Annotated in this window: 13 protein-coding genes; 8 read left to right on the top strand and 5 right to left on the bottom strand. The window is 36.1% G+C overall.

The features are described from left to right. Positions 1-514: 514 nt before the first annotated feature. The 4 genes from LDK52_RS10010 to LDK52_RS09995 form a co-directional block, all read right to left on the bottom strand. Positions 515-1,624, bottom strand: coding sequence for a mandelate racemase/muconate lactonizing enzyme family protein (locus LDK52_RS10010; RefSeq protein ID WP_277585821.1), 1,110 nt, complete (start codon positions 1,622-1,624; stop codon positions 515-517). Next, complete coding sequence (locus LDK52_RS10005; RefSeq protein WP_277585820.1) at positions 1,614-2,783, bottom strand: M20 metallopeptidase family protein; 1,170 nt, start codon at positions 2,781-2,783, stop codon at positions 1,614-1,616. The genes LDK52_RS10010 and LDK52_RS10005 overlap by 11 nt, the downstream gene beginning before the upstream one ends. Positions 2,784-2,805: 22 nt before the next feature. Next, a complete protein-coding gene (locus LDK52_RS10000; protein ID WP_277585819.1) occupies positions 2,806-4,215 on the bottom strand; it encodes a YfcC family protein in 1,410 nt (469 codons plus the stop codon). A gap of 126 nt (positions 4,216-4,341) precedes the next feature. Continuing rightward, entirely contained in the window at positions 4,342-5,634 is a 1,293-nt protein-coding gene (locus LDK52_RS09995) for a hypothetical protein (protein ID WP_277585818.1), read from the bottom strand. A 240-nt stretch (positions 5,635-5,874) separates the two neighbouring features. Here LDK52_RS09995 and LDK52_RS09990 point away from each other — a divergent pair, with 240 nt between their 5' ends. Continuing rightward, positions 5,875-7,086 (top strand): M20 family metallo-hydrolase, encoded by a 1,212-nt coding sequence (locus LDK52_RS09990; protein WP_277585817.1) that lies wholly within the window; start codon positions 5,875-5,877, stop codon positions 7,084-7,086. Positions 7,087-7,303: 217 nt separating this feature from the next. Next, positions 7,304-8,359, top strand: coding sequence for a nitric oxide synthase oxygenase (locus LDK52_RS09985; RefSeq protein WP_277585816.1), 1,056 nt, complete (start codon positions 7,304-7,306; stop codon positions 8,357-8,359). Between the two features lie 40 nt (positions 8,360-8,399). On the opposite strand, the gene LDK52_RS09980 is transcribed toward LDK52_RS09985, so the two are convergent. Beyond that, entirely contained in the window at positions 8,400-9,602 is a 1,203-nt protein-coding gene (locus LDK52_RS09980; protein WP_277585815.1) for a CynX/NimT family MFS transporter, read from the bottom strand. 192 nt (positions 9,603-9,794) lie between these two features. On the opposite strand from LDK52_RS09980, the gene LDK52_RS09975 reads away from it, so the two are divergent. The 6 genes from LDK52_RS09975 (at position 9,795) to mutS (ending at position 16,408) form a co-directional block, all read left to right on the top strand. Further along, positions 9,795-10,589, top strand: a complete 795-nt coding sequence (locus LDK52_RS09975) for an ABC transporter ATP-binding protein (RefSeq protein WP_277585814.1) — start codon at positions 9,795-9,797, stop codon at positions 10,587-10,589. Further along, positions 10,582-12,204, top strand: a complete 1,623-nt coding sequence (locus LDK52_RS09970; protein WP_277585813.1) for a hypothetical protein — start codon at positions 10,582-10,584, stop codon at positions 12,202-12,204. Before LDK52_RS09975 ends, LDK52_RS09970 begins: the two co-directional genes overlap by 8 nt. A 1-nt stretch (position 12,205) precedes the next feature. Beyond that, positions 12,206-12,781, top strand: coding sequence for a nucleotidyltransferase family protein (locus tag LDK52_RS09965; protein WP_277585812.1), 576 nt, complete (start codon positions 12,206-12,208; stop codon positions 12,779-12,781). Between the two features lie 117 nt (positions 12,782-12,898). Next, complete coding sequence (cotE, locus tag LDK52_RS09960) at positions 12,899-13,441, top strand: outer spore coat protein CotE (RefSeq protein ID WP_277585811.1); 543 nt, start codon at positions 12,899-12,901, stop codon at positions 13,439-13,441. 102 nt (positions 13,442-13,543) lie between these two features. Further along, positions 13,544-13,681, top strand: coding sequence for a YfhE family protein (locus tag LDK52_RS09955; protein ID WP_277585810.1), 138 nt, complete (start codon positions 13,544-13,546; stop codon positions 13,679-13,681). 159 nt (positions 13,682-13,840) lie between these two features. Beyond that, entirely contained in the window at positions 13,841-16,408 is a 2,568-nt protein-coding gene (gene mutS / locus LDK52_RS09950; RefSeq protein WP_277585809.1) for a DNA mismatch repair protein MutS, read from the top strand. The last annotated feature ends 13 nt before the right edge of the window (positions 16,409-16,421 follow it).

Below are 16,421 nucleotides of genomic sequence, written 5' to 3'. Positions count from 1 at the left end.
TAGGATGAATCCGTATATAGTGGTTGATCTAATGGAATAGTTTTTCTATTGTAAATCCCTCACATCTTTCTTAGTTCTGGCACTTGTCTGCAATGACCCCATTCTACTAAGATGGAGAGATAGGGGAGGTGCTACGAGTGTTAGCGGAGGCACGGGATTTTATTCGTCTTTTTTATAGTGAAACAAAGAGTAAACCTATGTTTAAAACATTCACGTTTATTAAACACAGGGAAAAGTCAATTCTACAAGGAACCACCATTAAATCTAGTGGGTTCATACGAAATAATAAATGCTCTTGGAGACACTAAAGTAATAAACTTCTTTATTTTCTATTCATTTTTTCATTTTGCATATTCTTTCATGTAAAGTCTCTTTCAAACTTTCAGGATAGTAAAGACTAGTAGTATAGGTCTTAAATAATCCAAAAAACTTACACTCTTTTTGATATTAGAGAGTAAGTTCTTTACAATACGACTATATTGTTAGCGAATAGAAGTAGTAATGTTCTAGAAATTTATTGGACTTTGATTGATCTAACCGTGAGTTCTTTTAAGTTTTGTTCATTAATATGAATCCCTAATCCAGGCTCATTAGATAAATGAACATAAGGTATATCATATTTGATTGTTGCGATATCTTTACTGAACATCAAAGGTCCAACAAGTTCATTACTATGGATTGATTTTTTGGCTAATGCTAAATGCAACCCTGCTGCTGAGGCAACAGAAGACTCAACCATAGAACCAACTTGACAAACTAATCCTCCAAGTTCAGCTTGGTGAACTAGTTGGGAGGCAGGATATAGGCCCCCACATTTCATAATTTTAATATTAATTTTATCTGCTGCTCGTTTGATTATGACTTCTTTAAGTTCTTTTGGACCATGAATACCTTCATCAATCATTACAGGAATCAAAGTCTTTTGTTTCACTTCCTGGAGAGCATCTATATCATTTGCAGCTACTGGCTGTTCAATCCAGTCTATTTCACAGTTTTGAATTCGTTCTAGTACGTACATCGCATCACTGCTATTTATCCACCCCTGATTGGCGTCTACTTTTAGCGGATATCCCTTGCCTACTGCTGAACGAACTGCATAAATTCTTTTAATGTCTAGTTCTTTGTTTGTTCCCACTTTTAATTTGATTGATTTATATCCCTCTTCTTTAGCAACTTTTGCCTCCTGAGCCATTTCCTCAGGGGTTAAAATACTAATCACTTTTGGAATTTCTAACACATCATGATATTGTCCGCCTAATAGATTATAAACAGGCTGGTTCGTTGCCTTTCCCATAATGTCATAGCATGCAATATCAATGGCGGCTTTTGCGGTAGGAACTCCAAATATGGTCTTATTCATTTTCTCGTGCAATTTTTCAATTTGAAAAGGATTATGACTTAACAATGAAGGAGCTAATGTTTTTGTTAAAATGGTAAAAGTACTTTCCCATGTTTCTCCGGTTACATGTTCATCTGGAGTACCTTCTCCATACCCTATAATTCCACATTCCGTCTCAATTTTCACAATAATAGAAGGCATATCCTCATACGTTTTGTAACTAACAATAAAAGGAGTGATTAACGGGAGTCTAATAGCGGATACTTCAATGGTCTTAATTTTCAATATTAGAACCTCCTTTTAAAAAATTCAACACTCCAGTAGTAAATAATTCAACACCGATGGGAAGCATCGTCTCATCTATATCAAATTTCGGATGATGGTGACCAAAAGAAGTTTCTTCTTTTCCAATCCCGATAAATGTAAATGATGCTGGAATTTCATGTGAATAATAAGCAAAATCTTCGCTTCCTAGAATAGGGTCTATTTCAATTACTTTCTCTTCTCCAAAAAGGGAAGTAGCCGTTTTTTTTATAAATGCAGTTAGTTTTTCATCATTTATAACAGGTGGATCTCCATGAATATAATTTAGCTCGTATGTTGCACCAAAAGAATGACAAACCCCAGTAATAATTTCTTCAATTCTTTTTTCGATTAGGGAAGAAGTTTCACTATTAAAATAGCGAACAGTTCCAGATGCAAATGCAGAATCTGGAATAACATTATAGCTTGTACCAGAATTTAATTGTCCAATACTAATAACTGCTTGATCTATCGCCTTAACACTTCGACTAACAATTGTATGAAGTTGAGTAATGATATGCGAAATGACAAGAGTCGGATCAATTGTGTCCTCTGGCATGGAGCCGTGGCCACCTTTACCCAAAATTTGAATTGTAAATCTATCAGCCCCTGCCATTACAGATCCTTGACGAATACCAATATATCCTGTTTCTAAAGGTTGCCATAAATGATACCCAAAGATTGCATCGATACCTTTTAATCCATTTTCAGTAACAATCTCTACTGCACCTCCAGGAACCTCCTCTTCAGCATGTTGGAATAGAAGGTGGATAGTCCCGTGAATAGATGATTTATTTGAAACTAGTAATTTGGCAATTCCAAGTAAAATAGACATATGTCCATCATGACCACAAGCATGCATGACTCCTTTGTTTACGGAAGCAAAATCAAGTCCTGTTTCTTCTTCTATAGGTAATGCATCCATATCGGATCTTATTGCAACTGTTCTACCAGGATGGTTTCCTTTTATTACTCCTATAACGTCTTTACCTGTAATGGAGTAAGTTTCAATACCTAAATCATGTAGATGATTAGTTATATATTTCTTTGTTTCATTTTCAAGATGTGAAAGTTCTGGATGTTTGTGTAAATAACGGCGTTTTTCGACAAGCCAGTTATTTAATTGAATAGTGGGTTTCATACTTTCAAATCCTTTCAAAATGTTAAGAGAATCCAATATAGTGTGCAATTGTTACGAAAATAGCACCTAACGTGTAGTGGATAATAATAAGGGGTAAAATCCATTTTACCCATTTAATCCAAGAGATTTTTGCAAGTGCAAGAGCCGCCATGAAATAACCTGATGTTGGTGTAAATATATTTGATATCCCATCTCCAAATTGGAAGGCAAGCACAGCTGTTTGACGAGTAACTCCCACTAAATCAGAAAGTGGTGCCATAATAGGCATTGTCAAAGCCGCTTGACCACTACCCGATGGAATAATGTAATTTAATAAACATTGCACGATATACATACCGAAAGCTGCAAAACCAGAGGGCATTTCTCCTATAATAGATGAAAATCCATAAAGAATAGAATCCATAATTTGACCATCTTGTAATATTACTAAAATAGCATTAGCGATACCAACTACTAAAGCACCCATTACGAGGATACTACATCCCTTAATAAATGATTCGGAAACTTCACTGAAATTCATTTTCCCTGTTATTCCAATTAATATCCCCATTAGTAGAAAAAGTCCAGATATTTCTGATAAGTACCAACCAAAGTTGATAACACCATATGCAAGCATAATGAGAGTTCCGAGTAAAATCACAAAGATTATTTTGTGGCGAGTCGTAAGGGTCAATAATTTATCTGGAACAACAAAGTCATCTTTACTTACTTCATTAAAAAGAACGCTTTTCGTTGGATCTTTTCGTATTTTATTTGCATATCTCATGACATACCAAATACTTACCGCAAGAAAAATGACAAAAAATATTACTCTCAAATAAAGCCCTGAAAATAATGGTAATTCGGCTATTCCTTGTGCAACTCCAACAGTAAAGGGATTCATAAATGCTGCTGTAAATCCTGCGGACGTACCGACAAGTACTATGGCTGCCCCGACCATTGAATCATATCCAATTAAAATCATTAACGGAACTAAGATTGTAATATATGGAATTGTTTCTTCTGCTAATCCAAGCATTGCTCCTGATAAAGCGAAAAAAGTCATTAAGATAGGAATTATTAATATTTCTCTTCCTTTCATTCTTTTAGAAATAGAACCAACCGCGGCTTCAATTGCACCTGTTGCTTGTAATATCCCAAATGAACCTCCGACTATAAAGATATAGAAAATGATTCCCGCAGAGTTCACCATTCCTTTATGAACAGCTTGAAAAACTGACCAAAATCCTGCTGGTGATGATTCAGTTTCCGCATAGGTACCAGCTACAACAATGCTCCTGCCAGTATCATCAATCATTCGTTCATATTCCCCTGATGGGAAAATATAAGTTGAAATGGCTGCAATAATAATAAGTGAAAATAAAATGACATAAACATGTGGTACTGAGAACTTAGATTTCTTCTTTTGTGCGTTACCATTTAATGTTACCATTTAACCCTCTCCTCCTATTAACGTTCGGTATATATTCGTTAATTAGTTTATTATAATAGAGCATTAAATGGTAAGTCAATGAATATTTTGAATACTTTAATTTTACTTAAGGTCAGTAGGATTCTCTTAGATATTGGGTAATTCCAATCGATAAACAGAACGAGGTCTTCCGTTTAAATGCGGTTGTTCTTCTCCTATTACTTTAATGTATCCTTTAACTGAGAATTTTTTTAAAATTTGCTCTGCAGCTCGTTTGCCAATACCGAAATATTCGGAAATATCACTTGATGTAAATCGGTTTATAGGACGATTTTGATGGAATTGAATCATTTTATGTAAATTAGTAACGCTAATACCAAGCTCTTTAGCTATTTTAATCAAGTTCATATTTTCACTTTGTAAAATAGAACTCCTTTCTTGATTCTGAAAAGGGTTTATAACAGTTTGCTCATCGTTTACGACATGGAATATATTTTTCTTTTTATTCTTTTGTGAATAGGAAAGTGCAATATTAGAATTTTTTTCAGCTTCTACTATGGTCATACCATAGCCAAATCCGACGTTTACAGTTGAAGATGTATCATTCAATGTTCTAAATAATTTCTCGAAAACCTCTCTATTATCAAGTAAATATTCTATTCCACTACGTGTCCCATAAATGATGTAGTCTTGAGAACTTATTTTTTTAACTGTACAGTTAGTAAGTTTTGCAATATTCTCCAGTTCTATTTCCAAAGCTGCAAAGGGTTTATCGGAATAAAACACAAAAGTACCTACTGCTATTTGTGATTTTTTAGCTATACTTAGTTCCCCTAAATTTCGCGCTTTAATTAGTGCTTCAATGATATTCTTTTTAGGTTCCATCAATCGAATGCATGGAATGTCTAGTTTAATTAGTCTGTCATAAACTGCATGAATACTTGTAATTACATAAGAAACTTGTTTGGATTCCCAAAGTTCGACATGTCTAGCAATGACCGATTCTATTTGGAAAGATCGACCCGTTGCTTCTTTTACCCAAGGATAATCTTGGATAAAGGGAATAGATGATTCACTATCGAATTGTCCAAGTACTTCATATAAATATTTTCTGTCTGTTAAGTCTATGGATAATTGGTTATAGTTTATTTTCAGGTGATTTGAAATATAAAGCAGAGTGAGCGCTACACTTAACTCATCATCTGGAATATAAAGTGTAGGTTGGTTAAATCGAGCCAGTTCTTTTTGAGCATAATGAAAGGAAAGTTCTCCAGAGAATAGTATTACATCACATTGCCTTGTTAGATTCAACAGTGAACTTGATTCCTGAGGAGAAAGATACATGATTGGTGATATGTCAATATCTTCTATATTTTTTGCTAATGTGAGCGCTTGTTGTAATGTCTCTTCTGATCCAATCATCGCTATTTGGATTGCCATAATAAGGGGCCTCTTTTCAATGGATTTTACTTAAATTTATTATAATATACTTCCAATCAGATCATAAATAACTTCTTGTAATTGATTCTACAACAAATTTTGATATAACTAGTATATTAGTCTAATAATCACTATTAGTATTAATCTAAAAAATGAGGCTTGATATAAATGGTAGGTTTGAAGGGTTACTTAAAGCAATTAAAATGATTAATACCGAAGTCAATTCATGGAGGGATTAAAATGTCTTTTTTATTTGAACATCAAGAAAAGGGGAAAACTTTAAAAGGTAAAAGTATAGCAGAAAAGCTAGAGAAAATTGCGCAAATTGGGATAACTTCTGAAGGTGGTGCTAATCGCATATCAGGAACACTTTCACATGAACAAGGTAGAGAACAAATCAAAGAATGGATGAAGAAGCTTTGTTTACAGATTCATTATGACGAGATAGGTAACCTTTTTGGGATCTATGAGGGAGTTATGCAGAAGGAGGCTCCTATAATAATTGGATCACACTCTGATACGGTACCGAATGGTGGTCATTTCGATGGTATATTGGGCATTGTGTTAGCTCTTGAGATGATAGAGTCATTTCAAAAATCAGGTATATTATTTAATCGAGACATAGTTATTGCAGATTTTATAGATGAAGAAGGCGTTTATAGCGGAGATGGACTAACGGGGAGTCGCTATTTAAAAGATCAATTAAAGGCAAAGACCCATCCTATCTTTTCAGCGATAAGTTGTTATATTGAACCGCATATTGAGCAAGGAGTTGTATTAGAACAGGCAAATTGCCCGATTGGAATTGTTGAAGCTATTGTAGGGACTACTAGTCTAGAAGTCTGCTTTGAAGGTCTTTCTGGACATGCGGGTACAACACCGATGAACTTAAGAAGAGATGCATTGATTGTCGCAAGTGAATGGATTGTAGAAGTAAATAGTTTCGTTAAACAATATGACAAGTATGCAGTAGGGACAGTTGGATTTTTACAAGTAATACCAGGTGCACCAAATGTCATTCCAAAGCAAGTCATGTGCATGGTAGATCTTCGACACATTGATGCATACCATTTAGAAAAATTATCTCAACATATAACCTCGCTTGCAATAAATTTTGCAGATAAGCGTGGCGTAAGCGTTAAAGTGAAAGAAAAGTTTATTTCTAATCCAGTAAAAATGAATGATGATCTGAATAAAAGATTTATAAGAATAATTGAACAGAAACAGATTCCCTTTCAACTTTTACCAAGTGGCGCAGCCCATGATGCACTAATGTTGGCGGAAGTAATTCCAACCACAATGTTGTTTATTCAGAGTAGAGAAGGCATTAGTCATACTCCGAAAGAAATGAGTAGTTTGCATGATATTTTGATAGCATCTGATGTATTATCCGAATTTGTATATAGTATAGCGGTAGACAATTCAAAAAATATAGAGGGAAAGAGATTTTAATAACTAATGGTGTTAGATTTGGCATGCATATGAAAAATAAAACCAATATATTCAATGTGACCTAAATTTTAACATAAATAGGATGAATCCGTATATAGTGGTTGATCTAATGGAATAGTTTTTCTGTCATAAATTCCTCACATCTTTCTTAGTTCTGGCACTTGTCTGCAATGACCCCATTCTACTAAGATGGAGAGATAGGGGAGGTGCTACGAGTATGTTAGCGGAGGCACGGGATTTTATTCGTCTTTTTTATAGTGAAACTGGTAAAGCGGAACAAGATATGTATGAGCGTTTAAGTGAAGTTGAGAATCAGATTAATATAGAGGGTACATATGAACACACTACCGAGGAATTAGATTTTGGTGCTAAGGTGGCATGGCGTAATAGCAATAAATGCATCGGGCGTTTGTTTTGGCAAAGCCTGACTGTATTTGACAAAAGAGATTTACATACCGAGGATGTTGTTTTTGAATCGCTCCTTGCGCATATGCAGTTTGCGACAAATGAAGGGCGAATTCGGCCAACGATTACGATTTTTTCACCAAAGGATGTACGTATTTGGAATCATCAGCTTGTTAGATATGCGGGCTATGAAACGGAAGATTCGATTATTGGAGATTCCGATTCGATTGATTTTACGAAAGTTTGTGAAGAGCTTGGGTGGAAAGGACAGAAAACCAATTTTGATGTGCTGCCACTCGTCATTCAAGTTATGAATCATCCTCCGAAGTTATTTGATATTCCAGAGCAATATATTTTGGAAGTACCAATTCGACATCCGGAATATGAATGGTTTGAGGATTTACAATTGAAATGGTATGCAGTACCAATGATATCTAACATGAAACTAGAGATTGGTGGCATTACTTACGCTGCTGCTCCATTTAACGGTTGGTATATGGGGACAGAAATTGGAGCACGTAATTTGGCTGATAATTATCGCTACAATATGCTCCCTGCAGTTGCAAAGCATCTGGGTTTAAACACGAAATCTAATGCTTCTCTTTGGAAAGACCGTGCCCTATTGGAACTAAATGCAGCTGTATTGTATTCCTACAAAAAAGACGGTGTTAGTATTGTAGATCATCATACTGCTGCGCAGCAATTTAAGAAATTTGAAGAAATCGAGGAGGATGCAGGTCGTGACGTCACTGGCAATTGGACATGGCTTATCCCACCAATGTCACCGGCTACCACGCATATTTTTCATAAGCCATATAATAATGAAAAAGTAACTCCCAACTATTCCTATCAACCATCAGCATATTAAAAAAGAAGCATGATTTCATGCTTCTTTTTTAAATATATTTTTATAAGACTTCCTCCGAAACAAACCGATCTCTTCCTGCATGCATTCCAGCAAAGAAAAGGAGAACAACAGTAACTATAAATAAAATCATCGGTGTATACCAGCTACTCGTTTCATCATGGATAAATCCAAAAAATACTGGTCCGACGGCTGCAAGTAAATAACCACCTGACTGAGCAACACCCGATAAATCAGTAGCTTCCACTGATGTTCGAGAACGGAGAGAGAAGAGCATCATCACAAGACCAAAGGATGACCCTCCACCTATCCCAAGTGCAATCATCCAAAGAAGTGTAAGTGAGATATCTCCATACAACATTCCAATGAAACCAATTAAATAGAAAACCGTAAATAACAAAACAAGTATCCGCTGGTCCTTAAGTCGGCCAGCAAGAATGGGAATAAGGAAAGTCAGTGGAAGCTGTGCAAATTGCAAAACAGACAACATCCATCCAGATTTTTCTGCATCCATTCCTTGTGTTTGTAGTATATCAGGAATCCAGGCCGCAGTTGTATAAAAAATGAGTGATTGTAGACCCATACATAAAGTGATGGTCCAAGTTAAAGGCGATTTTAAAATGGACTTAGCTTTTATCGCATTAGTTGTAGAGCTAGCAATAACTATTTGTTTTTTCTTAATTTGAGGAAACCAAATAATGCACGCGATTATAGCAAGAATTGCCCAAACACCAAGCGCTCCTTGCCATCCATACGAAGTTCCATTTGCTATTGGATAGCTGATACCGGCACCAATACCAGCTGATAAGTTCATGGAAACGGTAAATACCCCAGTCATGAGGCCGACCTGTAAAGGAAATTTTAGCTTGATGAAACTTGGGAGTAATACATTACCAAAACTAATCGCAACTCCTATTAAAGCAGTACCTCCTAGCAATAGAAAAGGGTTCCCTAGCGAGCGAATAACAATCCCGACTGCCAATAATAGAATTGCTAGAAATAGTGTCATTTCCATCCCGTAACGTCGTGCAATCTTCGGCACAAAAGGGGAGACAATCGCAAATGCTAAAAGAGGAATCGTCGTGATAAATCCTACTAAAAGATTTGAAATTTCCAAACCATCTCGGATGTACGAAATAATTGGTCCTACGGAAGTAAGAGGTGCTCGTAGTGTAGTGGATATAAAAATAATGCCGATTATTAATAGAACAATTGATCTTTTGCTTGTTTCTTTATTTGTTAACATATGAGTTTGCTCCTTGCGAGATTATGTCTTTGAACATTAGAATGCTACACCTTTTGTACACGAAGTTCAATAGAAAGTTGTATAAATATATTTCAATAAATTAAATTAATGGAATATCGGGCGTATTGGTATGATAAAATATAATTGTAAATATTTAGTATTTGAGAGTGATTTATACATAGGGGGAGTCAAATGGGCGCAAAGAAAGTGTTGTCATTGGTGGGTGTATCTAAAAACTTTGGAAATAAACAAGTACTGAATGGGGTTAATCTAGATGTATATGAAGGTCAAATTATTGGCTATATCGGTCCGAATGGAGCTGGGAAAAGCACAACTGTCAAACTGATGCTCGGTCTAATTGATGGCTATACGGGCCTTATAGAAATCTTTGGAGAAAATATTATCAATAATGATTATTCCTATAAAAAGCGAATTGGCTATGTTCCGGAAACGGCGGAGCTTTATGAAAACCTAACCGCCTTCGAATATCTTTCCTTCACTGGGGAGCTTTACGGTTTGGGTAGTAAGGAAGCGGAGATAAAGGCATTCGGATTGATGAAGGAATTTGGTTTAGAAGCCGTTTTTCACCAACGAATTTCCTCTTTTTCTAAAGGGATGAAACAGAAGGTGTTAATCATTTCCAGTTTGTTACATGACCCGGATTTATTGTTTTTCGATGAACCGCTGAGTGGTCTCGATGCGAACAGTGTGATGGTGATTAAAGAGATCCTTGCCAAGCTTGCAGAAAAAGGGAAGACCATTTTTTATTCTTCTCATATTATGGATGTCGTAGAGAAAATTAGTAATCGAATTGTCTTGTTAGTAGATGGTCGAGTAGTAGCAGATGGAACTTTTGAAGAACTGAAAATGCAAAACCAGGAAGGGTCGCTCGAGGACATTTTCAATCAATTGACTGGTTTCACGGAGCATGAGGAAATTGCAGAAAGGTTTGTAAATTTAGTTCGTGGAGGCAAAGGCGATGAATGATTTTGCGTCCCTTAGAGTTTTAGATCGTTTTAGACCGGTCTTTCAAAAGTTGGATATAGACTATGATGTGATGCGTTTGATATTACAGTTAAAGCTTACGATGGATAGTAGAAGGATGCCAGCAATCTTTAGTGGAGCAGCTACCAAAAAGGAGGGGAATCAGTTTCTAAAATCCTTGTGGATGTATGCGGTTTTAGGGACTCTTTTTTTAGTTCCTTTTCTATTTTTAGGAAATGAGTTTTTATTTTCACTTACCATCATGTTTAGCTCGTTGTTTGTCATTTTAATGACAACGATGGTATCTGACTTTTCTGCTGTGCTGCTGGATATACGGGATAAGAATATACTTCATCCAAAACCTATTAGTGGAAAGACTCTAAATGCAGCGAAAATTACTCACATTCTGATTTATATGTTTCTCTTAACTGGTTCGTTTGTAATCATCCCTCTTATAGTAAGTGTCTTTAAGTTTGGTATTATCTTTGCGCTCTTGTTTTTATTTGAAATAGTATTAGTTAGTAGTTTGGCTGTAGTGTTGACTGCCTTTGTGTATCTGTTTATCCTCCGCTTCTTTAGTGGTGAAATGCTAAAGGATGTTATTAACTATGTGCAAATATTTTTAGCGATTGGAATGACGGTAAGTTATCAATTAGTTGGACGCGTGTTTCAAATAGTTAATATTGAAATTACGTATACATTTGAATGGTGGCATACGTTACTGCCACCTTTTTGGTTTGCGGCTCCTTTTGAATTGATCTTAAATAAAGATGTTTCCTTGCATATTATTATACTATCCATTCTTGCTATTCTAGCTCCATTTATTGCGATTGCGATTTATATTCGTCTTATGCCAACCTTTGAGCGAAATCTATCTAAATTACAAAGTGATACAAACAGAAAGAAAAAGAAAAATCGTAAGCTACAGGAAGTTTGGGGAATTATTTTATGTAGAACAAAAGAGGAACGTACCTTTTACAAATTTGCTTCCCTTATGTTAAAAAAAGAAAGGGAATTAAAGCTTAAAATTTTCCCTTTACTAGGATTTGCGATTATTTTTCCCTTTATTTTTTTATTCAATAACTTAACTACTAGTTCGTTTGAAGAAATGAGAAGTGGAAATTCTTTTATGGTAATCTATTTTTCACTAATTATGATTCCATCTGTTGTTCAACTGCTGGAGTACTCTGGTAATTCTAAAGGCCAATGGATTTTTTACGCAGCTCCTATTAAAAATAAATCGGTTGTATATAGTGCAACTTTAAAGGCCAGCTTTGTGAATTATTTCTTACCTATTTTAACTATGCTTGGTGTCATATTTTTATGGATATTTTCCTTCCGAATTGTTCTGGACTTAGTCGTCGTACTACTTGCTGCAATTATTTTAACACTAGTATCTTATGGTATTTTTATAAAGGGGAAGTTTCCTTTTATTAGCTCGCATGAGCACACACAGTCTAGTGGGTTCTTTAAAGTTTTCGCTAGTATGTTCGTAGTGGGAATAATGGTTGCGATACATGCAGTGGTGTTAATCGTTCCTTATGGTTTGTCGGTATATGCAGTCTTACTACTAATCAGCATTTTCATAGGTTGGAAGTTAATGTTCTCGAGAGGGTGAAATGGTTATTCAAACAAAAGAAGATATAGTAGTTTTAATAAATGAAGATAAATGGATGATGGATATATTAAAAGTGGCTCAGCAGTTAGACCTTCCAGACTGGTGGATATGCGCAGGGTTTGTCCGCTCCAAAATTTGGGATACGTTACATGGATATAAAGAAAGAACTCCATTAGCAGATATCGATGTAATTTATTTTAATCCTGATAATATAGAAGAGTCTGAGGAGAAAAAGTGGGAGAATCAGCTACAGAGCCTAATGGCGAATATCCCGTGGTCTGTAAAAAACCAGGCTAGAATGCATAAGATAAACAACCTGCCACGTTATATATCTTCGGTGGATGGCATAGCTAACTTTCCGGAAACTGTAACGGCTATCGGGGTGAAACTGGATGAACAGAATGAAATTGCGCTTGTAGCTCCACATGGTCTTACCGACCTCTTGCAGATGACCGTCAATCCAGTCCCACGTTTTGCAACAAATAAAGAGCTTTTAGCAGTTTATGAACAACGTATTCAGAAAAAAAACTGGCAGTCTATATGGCCAAATATAAGAATAGTTAGCCACAAGAAGTGACAAGAATCGCATGAATCATTATTTCTTCCTCATAAGTCTACACAACTTTTGCAACTGATGAACCGATTGGGCGATAGGCGCATATGATGTTATGACTTGATTACAAGGAGGAAAAAAATGAAACACATGCGCCATATCGTGACGAAGGCTGTTGTTGCTAAAGGTAAAAAGAGAACAGAATCCTGTGAAGTGCTTCGCCCGCCAAATACACCATCGAGTATTTTAGGATGCTGGGTTATTAATCACACTTGTTCGTCTAAAAAACACGGAAGATATGTTGAAGTAACAGGGAAATTTGATATAAACGTATGGTATGCACATCATGAGCATTCTAAAACGTCCGTATTTACAGAAACAATCAATTATAAAGATCGTATCAAACTACATTACCGCGACAAAGACACTACTGGGGAAGAAGTCCACTTACGTGTGCTGCAACAACCAAACTGCACAGAGGCAATTATTATTGGAGGTACACAGTTCCAGGTAACAGTAGAAAGAGAGATACTTGTGGAGGTTGTAGGGGAAACAACTATATGCATTCAAGTACAGGATGCAGACTTTGAAGAAGAATGGGCATATGGCGAAGAAAGCTCTTCTAGTTCATCATCCAGCTCTTCCAGTTCCTCCAAGGAAGCGGACGATTCTTCGTCACTTTAACAAGCCGGCTATCACTTCCGGCTTTTTTTTTGTTATTAAAACAGAATATCTCTCGTTACAAAGGAAAAACTAATAAAGATAAAATCGAGAGGAGTGTTCAATATGAAGGAACGTAAAGAACCACATGAGAAGTTCAATACAAAAGATAATGGATTGACGTCGATGCAAGAAGTTACGTATCCAAAAGATTACAAACGTGCTGACAAGCAAACATTTAATAAAAATCAAATTAAAAAGTAAACATAAAATGCACCCTGAATTAGGTTTCCTATTTAGGGTGCATTTTATGAATAAGAAACTTATAGATCGTTCCGCTTTGCTTATTAAGGTCATCTGCCTCTCTTCTCCTTGTTTTTTTGTTATAATCATTATATTAGTAAAGAAGAGAGAAGGATTTAAATGACTACACAAACTCCAATGATGCAACAATACTTGAAAATTAAAGAAGGATACATAGATGCATTTTTATTTTTTCGATTAGGAGATTTTTATGAATTATTTCATGATGATGCTGTTAAAGCTGCTGCGATTTTAGAAATTACGCTGACTAGTAGGAAGGACAATATTCCGATGTGTGGCGTACCACATCATTCTGCCCAAGGATATATCGAAACACTTATTAGTAAAGGGTATAAGGTAGCTATTTGTGAGCAAGTAGAAGATCCAAAGTATGCGCAGGGTATAGTAAAAAGAGAGGTTGTTCGTCTTGTTACACCGGGAACTATGATGGAAGGAAAAGCGATGCAAACGAAATCTAATTATTTTATCGCTTCCGCTGATTTACTTGCAACGAATGAAGTAGCTTTTGCTTATTTAGATGTATCGACGGGGGATGGATTTACGACCATCCTTACTGGCGATGAAAAAGAGGTAGTACAGGAGTTACTAGCAATTCAGGCAAAAGAATTGATTGTCAGTGAACAAATGTATTTGTTGATCAATGATGTATCAGCCATTCATGATTTTACTGTTTCCATTGAAAAAGACGAGTTATCAGATGAAGAAATTCACAAGTATGTAACGAACCATCCCGATCAAACTCACCAAACAGTGAAACGACTATTACAGTACATTCAAAAAACGCAAAAACAATCTCTTTTACATATACAACCTTTCACTTTTCAGGAAAGAGAATCCTTTTTAGCAATGGACTATCATTCCAAACGAAATTTAGAGCTTGTTTCATCTATTCGAAGTGGCGACCAAAAAGGTACGTTATTATGGTTATTAGATGAGACAGTGACTGCAATGGGTGGGCGCAAGTTAAAGCAATGGATTCATCAGCCCCTTGCTAACAAGCAATCGATCGAAGCGCGTCAAGAAATAGTAACAAGTTTTTTGAATGACTTTATGCTTCGTGAAGAAATTAAAGAAGCTTTCAAGGAAGTATATGACCTAGAACGTCTGGTAGGTAGAATTGGGTTTGGTAGTGCTGGAGGAAGAGATCTCGCTCAGTTAAGACAATCTCTTTCAAAGATTCCTATTATAAAACAGCTACTCGTGGAATCGGAAGATCAAGTGCTGCAAAAACTTGGCGCTGCATTAGAGGATTGTTCGGATATTTGGAGAAAGTTACAAGAAGCAATAAGTGAGAACCCACCGATTTCCGTTAAAGATGGTGGAGTTATTAACAACGGGTTCCATGAACGACTGGACCAGCTCCGTGATGCTTCTGTAAACGGGAAAAAATGGATTGCGGAGTTAGAGCAAAGGGAAAGAGAAATTACCGGCGCTAAAAACCTCAAAATAGGATATAACCGTATTTTTGGCTATTATATCGAGCTAACTAAATCGTATATTCATTTAGCCGATGATTCTAGATATGTACGTAAACAAACACTTGCGAACGCAGAACGGTATATTACAGACGAACTTAAAGAAAAAGAATCCCTTATTTTATCTGCAGAAGATGAAAGCTTAGTATTGGAATATGAATTATTTACGCAAGTGAGGGAAGAGATTAAAGGATATATCCCACTTGTGCAAAAATTAGCGAAACAAATTAGCGAACTAGATGTATTTATCTCATTTGCTCAAGTAGCAGAGAACCATCGTTTAACGAAGCCAGTTTTTCATCATTCCAATGCGATGATTATTAAAGAGGGAAGACATCCAGTAGTCGAAAAAATGATGAATAATCAGCTGTATGTTCCAAATGACTGTGTACTGACGGAAGATATTAATATGCTCTTAATCACCGGGCCCAATATGTCTGGTAAAAGTACTTTTATGCGACAAATAGCAATTACGACTGTGATGGCTCAAATAGGGTGCTATGTACCTGCAGAATCTGCGCAACTACCAATCGTCGATAAAATATTTACTCGTATTGGAGCTGCCGATGATTTGGCTGGTGGACAAAGTACATTTATGATTGAGATGATGGAATCGCAGCATGCCATAATGAATGCAACAAGTAAGAGTCTGGTATTGTTTGATGAAATTGGGCGTGGTACTTCCACCTATGATGGCATGAGTTTAGCTCAGGCGATGATGGAATATATTCATGAAAACATTGGGGCAAATACGCTATTCTCTACTCATTATCATGAGTTGACTGATTTAGAAAAATCGCTATCGAAGCTTCGAAATGTACATGTTTCAGCAACTGAAAAGGATGGGAAAGTTGTCTTTTTACACAAGCTCAAAGACGGTCCAGCAGATAAAAGTTATGGTATCCACGTAGCTGAACTAGCCCAGCTGCCTGAACAAATTATTACGAGAGCACGTGAAATTTTAGAGACCTTCGAACATCCAGAGGAAAAGGACGAAAGTGCTGTTCACATAAACGAAACACAATTATCGTTCTTTGATGAACAACCAAAGACCCGTAAAGAGCCACTGGTTGTCCATGAAAATAAATCGTCCGAAAAGATTATGAAAAAATTGAAGAAAATCAATATATCAGGTACCACTCCTTTAGAAGCGTTACAACTATTGTACGAGCTACAAAGCGAGCTTGAATAACCTAAAAGTAGGT

This window comes from Psychrobacillus antarcticus (genome assembly GCF_029533155.1).
Lineage (GTDB): Bacteria > Bacillota > Bacilli > Bacillales_A > Planococcaceae > Psychrobacillus > Psychrobacillus antarcticus.
The sequence above is the reverse complement of the archived record's forward strand: the minus strand, read 5'-3'. Positions and strand labels throughout refer to the sequence as shown.

Coding starts and splice junctions, on each gene's coding strand:
- LDK52_RS10005 (WP_277585820.1), bottom strand. CDS start 2,783: ATGAAACCCACTATTCAATTAAATAACTGGCTTGTCGAAAAACGCCGT.
- LDK52_RS10000 (WP_277585819.1), bottom strand. CDS start 4,215: ATGGTAACATTAAATGGTAACGCACAAAAGAAGAAATCTAAGTTCTCA.
- LDK52_RS09995 (WP_277585818.1), bottom strand. CDS start 5,634: ATGGCAATCCAAATAGCGATGATTGGATCAGAAGAGACATTACAACAA.
- LDK52_RS09990 (WP_277585817.1), top strand. CDS start 5,875: ATGTCTTTTTTATTTGAACATCAAGAAAAGGGGAAAACTTTAAAAGGT.
- LDK52_RS09985 (WP_277585816.1), top strand. CDS start 7,304: ATGTTAGCGGAGGCACGGGATTTTATTCGTCTTTTTTATAGTGAAACT.
- LDK52_RS09980 (WP_277585815.1), bottom strand. CDS start 9,602: ATGTTAACAAATAAAGAAACAAGCAAAAGATCAATTGTTCTATTAATA.
- LDK52_RS09975 (WP_277585814.1), top strand. CDS start 9,795: ATGGGCGCAAAGAAAGTGTTGTCATTGGTGGGTGTATCTAAAAACTTT.
- LDK52_RS09970 (WP_277585813.1), top strand. CDS start 10,582: ATGAATGATTTTGCGTCCCTTAGAGTTTTAGATCGTTTTAGACCGGTC.
- LDK52_RS09965 (WP_277585812.1), top strand. CDS start 12,206: ATGGTTATTCAAACAAAAGAAGATATAGTAGTTTTAATAAATGAAGAT.
- cotE (WP_277585811.1), top strand. CDS start 12,899: ATGAAACACATGCGCCATATCGTGACGAAGGCTGTTGTTGCTAAAGGT.
- LDK52_RS09955 (WP_277585810.1), top strand. CDS start 13,544: ATGAAGGAACGTAAAGAACCACATGAGAAGTTCAATACAAAAGATAAT.
- mutS (WP_277585809.1), top strand. CDS start 13,841: ATGACTACACAAACTCCAATGATGCAACAATACTTGAAAATTAAAGAA.